The 14,948-nt window shown below is 57.0% G+C and carries 14 protein-coding genes and 1 riboswitch; of the genes, 8 read left to right on the top strand and 6 right to left on the bottom strand.

All coding sequences use genetic code 11. The annotated features are described in order from the left end of the window. Window positions 1-8: 8 nt before the first annotated feature. The 6 genes from ONV78_RS22255 (at window position 9) to yfbR (ending at window position 6,694) form a co-directional block, all read left to right on the top strand. Entirely contained in the window at window positions 9-1,595 is a 1,587-nt protein-coding gene (locus ONV78_RS22255; protein ID WP_279506496.1) for a dihydrolipoyllysine-residue acetyltransferase, read from the top strand. A gap of 17 nt (window positions 1,596-1,612) precedes the next feature. Beyond that, window positions 1,613-3,463, top strand: coding sequence for a protein kinase (locus ONV78_RS22260; RefSeq protein ID WP_279506497.1), 1,851 nt, complete (start codon window positions 1,613-1,615; stop codon window positions 3,461-3,463). 392 nt (window positions 3,464-3,855) lie between these two features. Continuing rightward, window positions 3,856-4,782, top strand: a complete 927-nt coding sequence (locus tag ONV78_RS22265) for a hypothetical protein (RefSeq protein ID WP_216736194.1) — start codon at window positions 3,856-3,858, stop codon at window positions 4,780-4,782. Window positions 4,783-4,829: 47 nt separating this feature from the next. Then, on the top strand, window positions 4,830-5,267 hold the full coding sequence (gene cadR / locus ONV78_RS22270) for a Cd(II)/Pb(II)-responsive transcriptional regulator (RefSeq protein WP_279506499.1): 438 nt from the start codon (window positions 4,830-4,832) through the stop codon (window positions 5,265-5,267). Between the two features lie 101 nt (window positions 5,268-5,368). After that, entirely contained in the window at window positions 5,369-6,007 is a 639-nt protein-coding gene (locus ONV78_RS22275; protein ID WP_279506501.1) for a cation transporter, read from the top strand. Between the two features lie 81 nt (window positions 6,008-6,088). Continuing rightward, complete coding sequence (gene yfbR / locus ONV78_RS22280; RefSeq protein WP_279506504.1) at window positions 6,089-6,694, top strand: 5'-deoxynucleotidase; 606 nt, start codon at window positions 6,089-6,091, stop codon at window positions 6,692-6,694. A 98-nt stretch (window positions 6,695-6,792) separates the two neighbouring features. Here the strand turns inward: yfbR and ONV78_RS22285 are convergent, their stop codons facing one another. The 6 genes from ONV78_RS22285 to ONV78_RS22310 form a co-directional block, all read right to left on the bottom strand. Beyond that, window positions 6,793-7,692: a DMT family transporter gene (locus ONV78_RS22285; RefSeq protein ID WP_279506506.1), complete on the bottom strand. Its 900-nt coding sequence runs from the start codon at window positions 7,690-7,692 to the stop codon at window positions 6,793-6,795. An 84-nt stretch (window positions 7,693-7,776) separates the two neighbouring features. Further along, complete coding sequence (locus ONV78_RS22290; RefSeq protein WP_279506509.1) at window positions 7,777-7,929, bottom strand: hypothetical protein; 153 nt, start codon at window positions 7,927-7,929, stop codon at window positions 7,777-7,779. 193 nt (window positions 7,930-8,122) lie between these two features. Next, window positions 8,123-10,456 carry an immune inhibitor A domain-containing protein gene (locus ONV78_RS22295; RefSeq protein WP_216736200.1) on the bottom strand — a complete coding sequence of 778 codons (2,334 nt, stop codon included), beginning with the start codon at window positions 10,454-10,456 and terminating at the stop codon, window positions 8,123-8,125. A gap of 465 nt (window positions 10,457-10,921) precedes the next feature. Further along, on the bottom strand, window positions 10,922-11,248 hold the full coding sequence (locus ONV78_RS22300) for a hypothetical protein (RefSeq protein WP_279506511.1): 327 nt from the start codon (window positions 11,246-11,248) through the stop codon (window positions 10,922-10,924). After that, window positions 11,245-11,793 (bottom strand): DUF5991 domain-containing protein, encoded by a 549-nt coding sequence (locus tag ONV78_RS22305; protein ID WP_279506512.1) that lies wholly within the window; start codon window positions 11,791-11,793, stop codon window positions 11,245-11,247. The genes ONV78_RS22300 and ONV78_RS22305 overlap by 4 nt, the downstream gene beginning before the upstream one ends. Before the next feature lie 3 nt (window positions 11,794-11,796). Further along, entirely contained in the window at window positions 11,797-12,552 is a 756-nt protein-coding gene (locus tag ONV78_RS22310) for a peptidoglycan-binding protein (RefSeq protein ID WP_279506515.1), read from the bottom strand. 337 nt (window positions 12,553-12,889) lie between these two features. On the opposite strand from ONV78_RS22310, the gene ONV78_RS22315 reads away from it, so the two are divergent. Together ONV78_RS22315 and ONV78_RS22320 are read left to right on the top strand one after the other, a co-directional pair. Beyond that, on the top strand, window positions 12,890-13,639 hold the full coding sequence (locus ONV78_RS22315; protein ID WP_279506517.1) for an expansin EXLX1 family cellulose-binding protein: 750 nt from the start codon (window positions 12,890-12,892) through the stop codon (window positions 13,637-13,639). Window positions 13,640-13,773: 134 nt separating this feature from the next. Further along, window positions 13,774-13,945, top strand: a riboswitch (yybP-ykoY riboswitch). Window positions 13,946-13,952: 7 nt separating this feature from the next. After that, window positions 13,953-14,528 carry a TMEM165/GDT1 family protein gene (locus ONV78_RS22320; RefSeq protein ID WP_279506518.1) on the top strand — a complete coding sequence of 192 codons (576 nt, stop codon included), beginning with the start codon at window positions 13,953-13,955 and terminating at the stop codon, window positions 14,526-14,528. Window positions 14,529-14,948 lie beyond the last annotated feature (420 nt).

The following is a 14,948-nucleotide window of genomic DNA, read 5'->3' on the forward strand; positions in this document are numbered from 1 at the left end:
GGGCGAAGATGGTGACTGATTTTATTTTGCCCGACATTGGCGAGGGCATTGTTGAGTGTGAACTGGTTAAGTGGCTGGTGCAGGAAGGGGACTTCGTACAGGAAGACCAGCCTGTGGCGGAAGTGATGACCGATAAGGCGTTGGTGGAAATTCCCGCGCCGAATAGCGGCCGCGTCGCCAAGCTCTATTACCGTGAGGGCGACACCGCCAAGGTGCATTCCCCTCTGTTTGCGGTGGACATGACGGGCGCTGCGAAAGCGGCTAACGAAGAATCCGTTCCCGTGGCGGCGGACAAACAAGCGGACAGCAAGCCAGTGGCGGAGAGCAAACCCGCGCCGGCGTCTCAGCCTGCCGGAAAAAACGGGAATGATTTCATCCTGCCGGATATCGGCGAAGGCATTGTAGAGTGCGAGATCGTTGAATGGCGTGTGGCGGAAGGCGATCACGTGGAAGAAGACCAGCCTGTCGTCGACGTCATGACTGACAAGGCGGTGGTGGAGATTCCGGCGCCTCGCGCAGGTCGCATCGTGAAGTTGCACTACGGGAAGGGCGACATCGCGAAAGTGCATACGCCGCTTTTCTCCTTTGCAGCGGACGGCGCAGCGGCTGTTGCGACGCCCGCCAAGGTCAATGGCGACAGCGCCCCCAAGGCCGCCTGTCTGGCGTCATCGGCGCAGAAACCAGCCCAGGTTTCAGGGCGCGTCAAAGTCCCCGCCAGCCCGGCTGTGCGCCGTCTGGCAAGAGAGTTGTCTCTGGATCTGAACCGCGTGCCAGGCTCTGGCAAACATGGGCGGGTGCTGAAGGAAGACATCCATAAGTATCAGAAATCCTTGCAGGCTGACGCTGCACCCGCGCAAAGCAAAGCCCCGGAAACGCCCGCCAGCGTTGGCGAAGTGCGGGTGGAGCCGATTCGCGGCGTGCGCGCGGTCATGGCCAAACGCATGGTGGAAGCCGCCACGACCATTCCGCAGTTCACTTTTGGCGATGAGGTTGACGTCACCGCATTACTGGCCCTGCGCGAGCAGCTTAAGCCGGAAGCGGAGAAAGCGGGCGTACGTTTGACGCTGATGCCTTTCATCATGAAAGCCATGGCGATGGCGGTGATGCAGCATCCCATCATGAACAGCCGGGTCAATGACGACTGCTCGGAGATTCACTATCTGCCCCATTGCAACATCGGCATGGCGGTGGACTCCAAAGTCGGTTTGCTGGTGCCCAACGTCAAACATGTGGAGCGTCGCAGCATTCTCGACATCGCGCGGGAAGTGGAGCGCCTGACCAATGCGGCTCGTGACGGCTCGGTCCGTCAGGACGACCTCAAGGGCGGCACCATCAGCATTTCCAATATTGGGGCGTTGGGCGGCACGTATGCGTCGCCGATCATCAACATGCCGGAAGTGGCGATTGTGGCGCTGGGCAAAACTCAGACAGTGCCCAGATTCGACAGCGAAGGCTCGGTGGTGGCGCGCTCGATCATGAATATCAGCTGGTCCGGCGATCATCGCATTATTGACGGCGGAACCATTGCCCGCTTCAGCAATATGTGGAAATCTTACCTGCAGGACCCGACCTCGATGTTGCTGCATCTGAGCTGATAACCCTGCGAGAGTGAATGACTGGCGCGCCTAAGCTACAACAGTTCTATATTCCGGAAGAGCAGTCGATCTATCTGCTCAGTCACAATGACGCCAAAAAGCTCAAAGACTGGGTCGCCCTGTGTCAGGCCCAGCTTGAGCAGCTTGGCTACCGGGATATTGAAATGGTGGGCAAGGGCGCCTACGGTTTTGTGTTCGCCGGCGTCACCGCCGGAGGCGAACAATACGTCTTCAAATTCTCCCGCATCACCTTACCTCAGCATTTACAGGATCGCCTGGAAGAAGAGGCCTTTATGCTGGGTCTGGTGGAGCACCCCAGAGTCCCCAGCCTGATCGCCTTCCAGCGTATTCGCCGCCAATCCATACTGGTGATGGAGCGTGCGCCGGGGGTGGATCTTGAGCAATACTCGCTCAAAGTGGGGCGTCTGCCACCTAGACTGGTTGTTAAGATTGCTGCGCAACTAGCTGATATATTGAGAAATCTTCGCTCTGATAAAGGACCCGCCGGGCGTCCCCTGGTGCACGGCGACATCAAGCCTTCCAATCTGGTGTACGACCCTAATACCGAACAGGTGGCGCTGATTGATTGGGGCTCCGCCGTCTTCGCGCAACTGGATGAGAACAACCAATACGTCTCCGCCAATGTCATGGAGCTGATGTCCAGCGATCTGCAGCAGACTAATGCGCGTCTGGGCGATGTCTACTTCATCGGCGATGAGCAGCTCAACGGAGGGCTTTCGTCGCCGCGCTTCGACGAACAGGGCGTTGCGGGGACCCTGTACGCCCTCGCATCAGGACAATCCTGCCGCTTTGGACATCGCGCTTTGCCTGCCGTATCTCTGGGGTTGCCGGCGGAATTTGCGCGCATGCTGGACGCCATGATGGACGATGATCCCTCCGTGCGGGCCAAGGCGGGCGACTATTTCCTGCGTCATATGCCGCGCATGGCGCGACTGGTCATGCTGGATCTGCCGCTGGTGCAAGAGACGCCGCTGGCCCCGGTCTGGGTGCGGCCGCAGAAACGGGGCATTGATACGGTGGTGTACAGCTCGCGCAAGTCGTTCCTTCGGGAGGAAGGCGTCAAAGAAGAGCTGAAAGAAATTAACGATGTGCAACTGGATCGTTACTACAAGAACTTCATGCAAGGCATGGGGGAGATTGAAAAGGCGTTCATCGCCGCCGTCAGCCGCCTAGGCCGCTATCCCGTCGTGGGCGGATTGGCGGTGCGTTGGGAGAAGGAAGGGGTGTACATCGACACCAGCCTCAATCTGCGCGACCCGGATTTAAAGCCAGCGTTCGTCACTGCGGTGAACAATATGGTGAATCTGGCGCGGGCGATTCATCGCCAGGGTGTGTTCAAAAGCTGTCTGTTTAATGCTCGCGATACCCTGCACGTAGATCGCGATGGGCCGGATAAACCCTTTCTCCCCGAGTCAGGTTTGAGCCTAGGTTATGAAGTCAGCGCGACGCCGGATCTGGAGGATCAGAGCCGGGTGCATTCTTATTTTGAAGACGGCCCCGATCCGGAAGAATTCCTGGTTCTTCCTATGGAAATCATGGAGATACTGGAGCTTCTTAATAATATACATCACACAGGGCTTATCATATTCGAGAGCTTGCCGACGCACTTGAAGATCCACAGTTATTACCGCCTGCTGGACCCGTCCAGGGAGCAGGAATTCCGTTATTGCCTGGACGCTATCATCGCCGCTATTCCGCTGATCAAAGGGTTGGGTGTGTCAGGATTTATGAAGATGCCTTACAAAGACACCAAATTCTTTTCTCATATTGAGCGGCTGCCGGAAAAATATTATCCGAAGAATCCCCGCGATGAAGTGGTCGCGCAAACCGCCAGTTCTGCCTCCTAACGCCAGCCCTAAAAAGAGGCGCTTCTTCGCCTGAAAACCAAAGTGCACCAAAGTGGCGCTATATCTCTCCGCCAAAACACCAATTTAGTGCATTTCTTTACGTTCTGTGGCGCCAGATAACTTGAAAATTGCGTTATTACGTGCTGTATTTAAAGCAGTAATCGGGGCGTAATTTTTGCATAACTGGTGGCCTTACTGGCTCCCTCCCTGGACGCCCGCCGATATGGGGCGGCGCATTACGTGAACTAGTTTTCGTTTCTTTTGTGACGGAGGTTGGTTTATTTGCCCTCAAGGCCCGGCAGAATGGGGAAAGCTGTGGGAAAAACTAGAACAAATATCAGGGATGTTCACTGTAGGGAGTAGAAAAACGAAAGACCATACAGAGAATGCATATGCGATATAAAGTTTTGACCGCCTGTTTATTGACGCTGGCCTCCGCTGCTGGGTTTTCCCAAGCGGCTGATTTCGGAAATCCTGTGCAGGTGACGATTTCCGGTCTCCCCAACGGGCCTGATGGTTCGCCCATGAACCAGGAAGAGCCCTACATTTCCCGCAATGGTAAAACGCTTTTCTTCAACGGTGGCGCTGAGAACAACCACCGCCTGCTGCATTACGCCGAGCGGGGCGCCAACGGCGGCTGGACCTACCGCGGCCAGATCAGTCTGGGCGGTGAAGATGAGAAATATGTTCAGGGCGCGCCCGCCATCGACGTGGACAACAATCTGGTGTTCTCCGACACGGGCGTGGACTCCATGGTGCGCAGCGGTCGCTTCTCCGGCGGTAAGCTTTCTTCCGTGCGCGCTATCGATGGCTTGCCGCCTCGCAAGGCGAATGCGTTCGCCCGCAAATTCCAGGGCAACATGGGGCCGGAAGTCAGCCCGGACAGCCGCGTGCTGTATTTCACTGAGGCGGCCTGGGGCGCTGGCGGCTTTATGAGCGGCCAACTGCTGCGGGCGAATATCCACTTCGCCACCCATCGTGGCGGCGCCACTTACTATTACGATCAGAGCGAGGTGGAGCGGGTGATGGAGAACGTTAACTCCCGCGATATCGAGTACAGTCCTGCGATTTCGACGGATGGACTGGAACTGTTCTTTACCCGTATCCTGTTGGCGGACCGCGCCAACAACCGTGATCGCGCCTTGATCATGCGGGCGGTGCGCGGCTCCACCAGTCAGCCGTTTGACTCTCCGGTGGAGGTTATGGGAGTAGGGGAAGATGTGATGGCGGAAGCGCCTTCCATTTCCGGCGACGGCTCTGAACTGTATTATCAGAAGACGGAAGGCGGCAAAACGCGCATTTATATGGTCACCCGATAGCGTCGCTTTCCGCCTTTATCAGCGGTGCTAGTGAACAAGGGGAAATCATGCGAATCAGCGTGTTGGCGAAAGCGACAAACTGCGATGCGGAAACCGTCCGTTACTACGAAAAAATAGGCCTGCTGCCGGCTCCGCCGCGCAGCGCCTCTGGCTATCGCGAGTACGGACGCAGCCATCTGGAGCGCTTGAATTTCATCCGCCATTGCCGCTCTCTGGACATGTCCCTCAACGAAATCAAATCTCTGCTGTATTTTCGTGATCATCCTTCCCTGGATTGCGGCGAGGTCAACAATTTAGTGGACACCCACCTGCTGGCCCTGGAACAGAAAATCTCCGATCTGGAGAAGCTGAGGGAGCAGTTGCAGTCCCTGCGTGACCAGTGCCAAATCCACAATCGCGCCGCCGAATGCGGCATTCTGACCGGATTGAACCATGATCCGGCTGAAGGCGAGTGTCCCTGCCATGGCGACGCGCCGAACTCATAAAAGCGCCCGCGCGCTTCTTTCATTTTCTTGCAATGAGGCCTTGACCCTGTAGCGGCTCCAGACTTTAACCTGAGCGCATTCAAATGCAAGGAGAATGACGAATGGGTGTGCATTGCTGCCATAACGAGCACGAAGAAAAGCCGAAAGTCGATGGGCGTTATCGCAAGATTCTATTTTGGGCGCTGCTGATCAACGCGGTCATGTTTGCGGTGGAGTTGCTGTCCGGCTTGCGGGCCGGCTCGGTGTCACTATTGGCGGACTCACTGGACTTTCTCGGGGATGCGGCCAATTACGGCATCAGCCTTTGGGTGTTGGGCATGGGGCTGGCGGTGAGAGCGAAAGCGTCCCTCTTAAAAGCCTTTTCTATGGGCGCGTTTGGCGTGTGGGTGCTGGCCAGCACGGCCTGGAACGCCATGGCGGGCACTATGCCGGAAGCCGCCACCATGGGCGTCATTGGCGCGTTGGCCCTGGTCGCCAACCTGGGCGTCGCCGCCATGTTATACGCCTATCGTGAGGGCGACAGCAATATGCGCAGTGTATGGCTATGCACCCGTAACGACGCGCTAAGCAATATCGCTGTTATGTTAGCCGCGCTGGGTGTATTCGGGTCTGGGACCGCCTGGCCGGATTTGGTTGTCGCCGGCATTATGGCCTGCCTGGCGTTGAGCGCTGCGTTTCAAGTGTTGCGCCACGCCAGAAAAGAGCTGCGCCACGATCACGAAGCGGCGGCGGAAGCCTAAGGCGTCTGGGCGGATGCTACGGCGGACGGTTATAATTCCCTTTTATCACCGGCCGCCGACATTGTCCCAGGAGACTCGCCCATGACCAGTAAATTCTTCGCCTACCTTGAACGCCTGCGCTGGATCAAACGCTGGGGGCTGAAAAGGAATGTGGTGGAGGAGAATGTCATGGAGCATAGCTGGCAGGTGGCCACCATCGCTCATGTACTGGGGCTGATCAGCAATCGCAAGTTTAACGGCGATGTCGACCCCAACGCCCTGGCGGTAGCCGCGTTGTATCACGATGTCTCGGAAATCATCACCGGGGACATGCCCAGTCCCATCAAGTATCACTCTGATGCGATCAAGCACGCGTATCACGCCATCGAACGGGAGGCGGAGAAAGAAGTGCTGTCCACACTGCCGGACGAGCTGCAGAAACCCTTTGAGCCTCTGTTGCTGCATGACAAGTTTGACGCCGCCAGCGTGAAATTCGTCAAGGCTGCGGACCTGATCAGCGCCTATCTCAAATGTCAGATGGAAGTGGCCGCCGGCAACAAAGAGTTCGACGACGCCAAGGCGGATGTGGAGGCGCGTATCCGCGCGCTGCAAATGCCGGAGGTGGAATACTTCATGGCGACCTTTGTGGACAGCTATCTGCTGACGTTGGACGAGTTGCTGAAACATCACGACCCGACGCGAGACTGATCCCGTCAACGTCCGCCAGTTGAGAAAGCGCCCCAATGGGGCGCTATATCCATATAGTTAAGAGAGGCCTTACGCGCCAGGCTCTGGTGTAGGTATGATCATGTTTCCGTCGCCGCAATCGGCTTCAGCGCCTCAGGCTGCGTTTGACGCGTCCGTGAGATCAGCGTCAGTCCCAGCAGAATGGCGCCCATTCCAAGCAAACTCAGCAAAGACATCTGGTTGCCCAGGAACAGGTAATCCATGGCGGCGGTGACGCCGGGAACCAGGTAGAAAAGACTGGTGACATTCACCAGATTGCCAGCCTGAATAAGACGGTACAGCAGCAAGGTGGCGACCACCGAGATCACCACGCCGAGCCACAACAGCGCCAGCAAAAAGCGTGGACTGAACTCCACCGTGATGGGTTCCCAGGGCGAGAGCGCCAGGCAGAGAAGCAAGGTCATTGCGTATTGCATAGGGAGCACCGACGCGGGCGCCTGCTTGACGCCTTTCTGCAGTATCGCCCCCGTGGTAATCGAGCCCAGTGCGGTCAGGGCGAACACAACGCCTGTTGTGGAGATTTGCGCCAGGCCAATACTGTGATACACCACCAGAACCAATCCTGATAACGCCAGGAACAGCCCCGAGAGACGTTGCAACGAAAAGGCGGACTCTGTGGCCAGCAAGGTCAGAATCGGCTGTACGCCCAGCACGGTGGCGAGCACTCCCGGCGTTACCCCATGCTCCAGCGCTTTGAAGTAGCAGATGGAATAGCCGCCGATCATGAGTAAACCGGTCACCGCCACGCGAAGTCGCGTACCGGGCTCCGGCAGCCACTGACCACGGCTTAAACTGATGCCCAGCACCACAACAAAAGCGATAGTGAAACGGAGAAGAAGAAAGGCGAAAGCGGAGGCGGACTCCAGCCCCATTTTGGAGAAGATGGCCCCGCTGCTCCACAGCAGTACGAAGAGCGCGGTTGCGCAATAAGACAGTAACGTCGTTCGGTTGATAGACATAATTAGTTACCCGTCGCAGGGAATAAGACATTGCCGACCACGTCAGCGCTGCGCTGACTTCAAATGGAAGGCGCGAAATTTATTTCAGTGGAGTACGGGCGGCGGCGGTGGCGCGCCGGCCTGAAGGCGACGGGGCGGCGGAGTGAAGCAAAACATGAAAATGTCCCGGACGCTAATGCGGCCGACATCCTGACTGGATGCGCAGGCGGCTTTGGCGATGTCCTTGGATGAGCTCATGCTTTACAACTTGTAGAAATTGATTGAAGGCCGATCTTACGACCCGGGAGTGAGAGAATCAAGCATTGGATATAACTCGAATTCAAGCTGGATATATATCGGACCTGTAAGGGCTGCGCCTGAGAATTATCTGTACGTGCGGCCCATAAAAAAAGCGCCCCGTAGGGCGCTTAGCGAATAGTCGTAAGGGTGACTATCGGGAAGAAGTGTTTCTCACCAGAACTTTGCCTACTTTGCCGTCGGCGCTTTGTGACAGCACCAGGACGTTGAGGCCGAATTCCGGAATGTTGCGGCCCGCATCAGGAATCTCGTCGCTCATGTAGTTGAGACGATCGATGAAGCGCGGATAGGGGCGACGGTTTTGGTCTTTCAGTGTGGAGCCTACGGAGTCTACGTCCGTCAGATCCAGTTTCAGGCGCTCGGAGGCGATCACGTTGAACGCCGCGTCATGCAACTGGAACTTGGTGGATGCGACGCTGCCGTCTTCCCACTTGACCACTCTCTGGTCAGCGTCAACAACGCCCAGGAAGCCTTCGCCAGGATGCACGCCCACGTGGTTGTTATCCCAGGAATCATCCACGAACCAGACGACCAGGCCTTGGTTGAAGGACATCAGCTGACCGGACACGTTGAGACGCTCCAGACCGATGTCAACGCCGTTGTGCGTACGCCATTCCATCAGGTAGTAGCGATCAGACACTGTGAAGCCTTCGTCGGCGGTGAAGCCGTCCAAAGTGAACACTGGCGCGGAGTCAGCGTTGTCGCTGGCGACCACCGCACCGTCTACGGACAGAGCGATATCATCCACGTACAGGCCTGGGTTGAGCGTGCCGGAGTCAGTGAAGTACTCGATGCTGACTTTAACGGTCTGACCCGCGTAAGCGGACAAATCGAACTCAGCGTTCACCCAGCCGTCGGACGCGCCAGTGATGCCGTTGCCCAAGTTGTTGCCGTTGGGGTTGGTATCAGTGGTGATCGTCGCTGGTATGCTGACTTTGCCGGATTCGCTTTCCACCATCACGTAGCCGTAATCCCAGTCCGCTTCGATGTCGTACCAGGTTTTGAACGCCAGTTTGGCGGAAGTGGCGGATGTCAGATCCAGATCATAGGACATGCTGGTGTGCAGGTCGTTGGCCTTACCGCCGAAATACGCGTACTGACCGCTGGTAGGCGTTGTGATAATGCGTTTTTTCTTCGGCAGGTCGATGCGGATGACATCGTTGTTGCTTCCTTTGCTTACCGCTTCATCCAGCAGCAGGACTTCGCCCTTGCGGTCCAGCTCATCGATGGACAAGGTGGCGCCGTGCTGCCAGTTGCCGCCCCAGATGCCTTGCAGTTTCTCTTTGGCGTAAGCGCTGAAACCGGTCGGTTCGGTGCCCGGAATCTTGCCGGCCCAAGAGCCGCTGGACATGATGGACCAGTAAGAAACCGGTTCACCTTTACCGGTGTACTGGGTGTCGTACTCGTCCGGCAGACCCAGGTCGTGACCGTATTCGTGCGCGCACACGCCTGCTGCAGCGGAGATCGGCTGGATGGTGTAGTCATACGCCGCCATCATGCCGCCCCAGTTGCCGGAGTCGGAAGTGGTGCCTTCGATCGGGAAGATCTGGCCCAGGTTCCAACGGTGCGCCCAGATCGCGTCTTCGCCCAGTTGTCCGCCGCCGGCTTCCTCACCGACTGCAGAGTGGAACACCATCACGTGGTCGACCAAGCCGTCCGGCTCCCAGTAGTCGCCGTCGCCGTCCAGGTCGTAACGGTCTTCAATGTCATAGTCGCTCAGATCCACATTGGGGTCCGCCGCCGCGGCCAAAAGGGCTTCGCGGATCAGAGCGCGGGCGTCGCCGTCCACATTGTTGCCGTAAAACGCCGCTGGTTTCTGCGCCATGTACCAGCCCGCTACGTTGCCTTCTACTGAGTAGCTGGCGCCGGACTGCGCGATGTAGTACTGCTGCATGGAAATCAGGTTTTCACCGTTAGGACCGGCGTAACCGGAGTCGGAGAACAGCAGATCCTGGAAGTGCTCCCGGTTGTAGTCCTCGTAGTACATGTCGGTTTCGCCGGGCTGGATGGAGTTGTGCGGGAAGTCCGGGAACTCCATCAGGATGGCGAGTACCTTGGCTTTACGGGCGCCTTCGGTCCACTCTTCCAGTTGCAGGTTATCAGGGAACAGTTTGCGGTTATCCAGCTCACGCCATCTTTGGTCACGCAGATGGTTGCCGTTAACGCGACGAGGTTCTTCGGCCAGCGCCGCCGCCGTTGCGGAGGTAGTGGCCTGCATCCGGGCGCGTTGCAGTTCGTGGGCTTTACGGTCTTTCAACCAGTCCTGCAATTTGGCGGTAGCTTCCTCCAGCGTAGCGCCTTCAGAGATTTTGCCGCCGGCCTTCAGCATTTGAATCAGGCGGCCCTCATTGGCGATGCTGGGATCGAAGGCGCCGGCGCCATGCTGATGCGACTGGCTGGCCGCAAATGGCGAGGCGGAAGCGAGCAGCCCGGATATAGCGAGCGACAGTATGCTTTTTTTATGCATGATTAATTCCTTTTTTATTGATTGCCCTTTTGTGTAAGGCCATATTCGGCCCAGGCGGGGAAAGCAGGCAACGGATTGCCGGCGAATCTCAAAACGAGATAAATAAAGTAGTTCGCCCGGTCAGGCGCGGATGCCGCGCCAGTCGGGTAAACGCCAAGTCCCCGCGACGCCTAGTGAATGCCGGAACGACCGTGGATCGGTCATTGTCGACGCTCACAAAAGCCATTTGGTTTTATTGTTTCCCTGCCGATCCGATAAGGTATTTCCTTAGCGGTCAAACATCCCCAATAACGCACATTATTGAGGGACGCCGAAGACGTCCTTGTTTCACGAAAAACGCCCCCATAAGCAAGCGCTTACGTGGTCGCGTTATTTAGTAAACCAGAAAAAAATCTACAATATCAGTACTTTGGGGAAATAATCTTTAGGATAAGTGGCGCGAGCCGGGAGCCCGCGCCGTGCTTGTCAGGAGTTGTTTGGGGAGGGAGCGGGCGAGAACTGAGGTTGACCGGAATTGATTCCGGATTTGGTTTTTTCGGTGGCCTTTTTTGACTGCGCGGAAGCATGCGTTTTTTCCCGCAAATATTGTCGCGCAGCTTCCTCCGCTTCAGCGTAAGTCGCGCTCTCAGGAATGGCGCCTTCGTTGCGCAATTTCTTGATGACGCTTTCGATGTTGGCCGGCGCCCCGGCTTGCGGTCCGGCGTGATCTTCATCGCAGGCCAGAGTGGGAGCGGAGACGATCAGCAGAGTTAGCAGTGTGCTGGTAAAGGTCCTTTTGGATAGTTTCATCATTCACTTGACTCATTCTTTTGCTTGTCTGGAGACGATAAGTCTAAGCGTTTTTGTTGCGGCGGCGAAAGGGGCTCCCCTGGCGCTTCTTTGACGAAGAAGGCGCCGCTTTGGCTTTTTACGCCGTCTGGCGTGAGCGCGCCCCAGTGGGTAATCAGGTCGCCGTCCTGCGCGCTGCGCTCCAGGGAAAACAGGGTTTCTCCCGGCTTATAGACCGCCACGCCATAACTGTTTTTTACCGATCCCCCGGCATGGGAGACAAAATTGATATCGATGCGCGCGCCGGACGTTTCCGCGGCGCAGAGCAGATTTTCCGCCGTCTGATAGCCGTTGATCTCCAGGCGGCAGGGTGTTTCTCCTTTGGCCACGGTCAACAGGTGAATCATGATTATCGGCGTGCCTCCGGCGGTGTTTCCCTGTTGGGATTCATACCGGTAGCGACCGTCCCAATTGACGATCAGCGTGGAGTCATCGGTATCTTCAGCGAACGTCGGTAAGGCGGCGGTAGTGATCAGAAAAAGCGATAAAATACGTTGGCGTGCGGTCATAGCTCATCCCATATAGCCCGTCGTGAGACCCTTTTCGTAAGCGGCGCGGACTTTCAGTGAAATTTCGGCGGGGGTAATGATACCGTCTTTGTTTTTGTCAAAACCACTGTTCTGGGTATAGGTCAGCGTACCGCGCCGGAACAGCGCCTGGGACGGATTCATACCCACCGCAGCGGGGTACAGAACCGCGAGATAGACATCCTCCAGATTCTGCAAACGCCCCTGGTAAGGGCTGAAATATTTCTCTACATACTTCAATTGCTGCACCGCCGACATCCCCTTCAGCGCCTGAACGCTGGTGCCTAACGCCTTGGCGGTGGCGGGCATGAACTGGATCAGGCCGATAGCGCCGCTGCCGGCGGCGTTGGTGATGCGGGGGCTGAACGTCTCGCCGGTTTCAAACGCCATGCAGGCCATAAGGTAGTCTGGCGACATATCCATCGCGGCGGCGATTTTAATGACTTTATTGTTGAAAACGGAGGAGGTGCGGCCGCCCCACGCGATTCGTAAATGCTTGCCTCCCAAGAGTGCGTTCAAGGTGCGCCCGCCCGGGTCGATGCGGCCGTCGGGTTTGCTCATACCGACTTTATCCCGCTGGAAACGTTTGATGGCGGAGGCTGTGGCGCCCCCGGCGACGCCGTCCACCGCCAGGCGTGAACTGTGGGTTTTGGCGAAGCGATTGAGAAGCGTCTGCGCGAGGACGACGTCCGCTTTTCTGTTGACGCCGCCGACTCCTACGGATTGTTGAAGACTCTGCATGTCGATCCTTGAAGTTAACATGGCAAGGCAGAGTAAAACTTGACCGAAGCGGGAACAACCGGGCGTATGGACTAACTGATCGTCCGATAAGGTTATGCCTGTAACCTGTTGATTATGATAGGTAATGTCACGATTTATTCCCATCTCTTCCCAATTGTTCCATTGGCGCTGGGAGCCCGAGCCCGCCTGTGTCAGAGTGTGCGAAGAGCCCTTGCAGTCCTGCCGCCGCGGGACCAGACACGATGTTCGCCACGGCGCAGGAAGGGCCGAACAGGCTTCTGACAAGCCGTCGTGAAGCCAGGTTTGCAACCGCCAATGACAAAGGACAAGGAAGCTCATGAACAAACCTACTTTTCTGATTCTCGGCAGTATTCTGTTGTCGCTGTTTGTACGCGTCTCTCTCGCTGAGACTCAACTTCTTGCGCCGCACACGTCTGTCGCTCCCCATCATGGCGAAGGGACGTACTACTTCTATAACGGCGGCGGACATTGCAGCGTTCCCGTGCCTGCGATGCTCACTGCGGCGATGAACCAGACCGATTACAACGGCTCTCAAGCCTGCGGCGGCTGCGTGCGGGTGACCAATCGTAATAACGGCAAGTCCGTGGTGGTGCGGGTGGATGACAGTTGTCCCGGTTGCAACCCCGGCGATGTGGACCTGACCGACGCCGCTTTCGCGCAGATTTCACCCCTGGAGGCGGGGCGCATTCCCATTAGCTGGGATTATGTGGCCTGTGATTACCCCTCGCTGCAGTTGTATTTCATGGAGGGATCGAGCCAGTGGTGGACGGCGGTACAGGTGCGCGAACAACGCTATCCTGTAAGCCGTCTGGCGTATCGGGAAAGCGGATCAACCGGCGCCTATAAGGAGATCGGCAGAGAGGACTACAACTACTTTGTCGAGCGTTCCGGAATGGGGACGGGGCCTTTTGATTTTCGTATCACGGATATATACGGACACGTGTTGGAAGTGGGCGACATCGCGCTGCAACCCGGCGCGCCTATCAACACTCAGCAGCAGTTTCCCAGCAATGAAGTAAAAGGCGTCGTATCCAGAGCGGGCAGGGGACAGTCGTTTTCCAAGTAAGATGAATTGGGTTCTGAAACCTAGCCGTTGAGTTGCCGCCAGGGCGTTTTCTCATTGGAAGGCGGCGTCCTGGCGGAATGCCGGTGTTGGATACAAACACCGGCTGGATTTATACGACGCATTGCATTAGTATACGCGGCGTCACTGGGGAGTAGCCTCTCTTCACCCTGAAGAGGTTTGCGTCAACACACTTGGCCCACAGGCCATGGCGCAAACGGTTCCATAACTTGGCAAGACCTTTGACTATGCCGCACCGGTTGGGCCGGGGCGTGGCGTAGTCATATGGTTAAGTCCGGCCCAGGAGATATCCCGAATGCAAGCTTTCCTGATTTCCACCGGCATCGTCGCCCTCGCAGAGATTGGCGACAAGACCCAATTATTGGCGTTTATTCTCGCCGCCAAATTCCGCAAGCCGGTTCCCATTATCCTTGGCATTTTCGTGGCCACCATCGTCAATCACGCCTTTGCCGGCGCGCTGGGCGCCTGGGTCACTTCTCTGGTGACGCCGGAGATACTGCGCTGGGTGCTGGGCGTGTCGTTCATCGCCATGGCGGGGTGGATGCTGGTGCCTGACAAGTTCGATGAAAGTGAAGCCAAATTCGCCAAACTGGGCGTGTTCGGCACGACAGTCATCGCCTTCTTCCTGGCGGAAATGGGGGACAAAACCCAAGTGGCCACCGTCGCGCTGGCGGCGCAATACTCCTCGTTCTTCTGGGTAGTGGCCGGTACGACTTTAGGGATGATGATCGCCAACGCTCCCGCCGTATTGCTTGGCGACCGCATCGCCCACCGCATGCCGGTGCGGCTGGTGCACGGCGTTGCGGCGTTGATCTTTGTCGCGTTGGGAATTGCGACGTTGTTGGGCGCTGGCGCCAGCCTGGGATTCTGAAGCGCCTGAAAGCATCAGTTTGTGCGCAGGCTCACTCCCTGCAGTGATCCAGGTTGTGAAAAGCGCGTAAATGAGATTGAATTGCATTTCGTGCGGGCTAAAATTTAAGCAGGACCAACGCCCGCACGCGCCATCTCGTGCTTCGTACTCTGTTTTCATGAAATAAGGAATGTTTTATGAACGCTCACACTGCACCCATCCGGCGTCAACGCTTGCCGTTACGCGCGGCTCTTCCAGATAGCCTGCGCTATTGCGGCTCATTCTTTTACTTCATATATCGCTACGGGTCATTGCCCGTTAAGAAAAGTCTCACCGGCGGGCTATCGCCTTCATAGCGGGTCTCCCGGTGCTCGACTCCCGGAATGTCATGCGCTTGCAACAGCAAACCTCTAGGCTGCTAGCCGTCCGGCAATGCAGGCT

This window comes from Hahella sp. CR1, assembly GCF_029813005.1.
GTDB lineage: Bacteria > Pseudomonadota > Gammaproteobacteria > Pseudomonadales > Oleiphilaceae > Hahella.